Here is a 994-nt window from a genome sequence, read left to right as displayed (position 1 = left end):
TAACCTGAGATCGGTTTAAGCCATAACAGAAATCGCATTGAAATCGACATCTGTGATATTAAGTTGTGGCTTACTCTCTTTGAGTTGATAGGCAATTAAACCGCCAATCATATTCAGCATAAAACCATGCACACTTCTATGCCTCGAATGCTCGATTTGTGAGATATTCTTAAGCTGATCATTGATCGTTTCTATAATAAATCTTCGCGAAAGCATTGCCCTATCCCACAGTGATAAAACCTTCTTTTTCATGTTCTTGCGAACATTGTTTACTAGTGTTACGCCTTGCTCAAGTAGCTCGCTTGCCAACGCTTTACTGATATAGCCTTTATCCGCATACAGCTTGTCCATAGCATTCACCACCATGCCTGAAACAGGCTTAGTGTCATGGGTATTGGCTGGAGTAATTTTGGCGGCAACAATCCCTCCCTTATGGTTAACGATGAGGTGAAGCTTGAAGCCGTAGAACCACCCCATGGTCCCTTTTCCGCGACGAGCAAGGCCAGATAAGGTTTTATGCCTTGGAATTCGTAAATTGTGGCAGACCTTTATGCTGGTCGAATCGACGAATTCAATCCCCGTAGGTAGACTTCTGATGCTGGAGAAATAGCTGCATAGTGGCACGACAGCTGTCGGCATAAGCTCAAGAAAACGGGTATAGCTGAGTAAGTGGGGGAAATCAGATTTGAAAAAACGAGCAAGATATCCAGTGTAGTAATTTTTGAAGTCACGATGATGAGAAGTATGGAAGAGTATGATAATCGTCATTATTTCACTCATGTCCATTCTGCTTGAACGTTGGCGCTTACGCGTGCCATCTGTTACGCATTGTTTTTTCCATTGCGGCATAAATACAGCACAAAAATCATCGACATCACAAAATACATCCACTAAATTATCCATAAGCCCTCTGCGTGATTGGTTCCTTCTTGGTCGAAAGATCTGATCACAAAGAGGGCGATTAGTTCAGTTTTTTATCCCGAGTTGAGGTTAA

At 42.4% G+C, this 994-nt stretch carries 1 protein-coding gene; it reads right to left on the bottom strand.

Annotated elements, in window-relative coordinates; genetic code table 11:
• Window positions 1-15: 15 nt before the first annotated feature.
• Window positions 16-903, bottom strand: coding sequence for an IS982-like element ISSde7 family transposase (locus H5073_RS17950; protein WP_182680923.1), 888 nt, complete (start codon window positions 901-903; stop codon window positions 16-18).
• Between the last annotated feature and the right edge of the window lie 91 nt (window positions 904-994).

The sequence above is a fragment of the Shewanella sp. SR44-3 genome (genome assembly GCF_014163735.1).
GTDB lineage: Bacteria > Pseudomonadota > Gammaproteobacteria > Enterobacterales > Shewanellaceae > Shewanella.
Note: the sequence above shows the minus strand (reverse complement) of the source record. Positions and strands in the feature narration are given on the sequence as shown.

Bases quoted from the DNA above. Each gene is read 5' to 3' on its own strand.
- H5073_RS17950 (WP_182680923.1), bottom strand. From the start codon at position 903: ATGGATAATTTAGTGGATGTATTTTGTGATGTCGATGATTTTTGTGCT.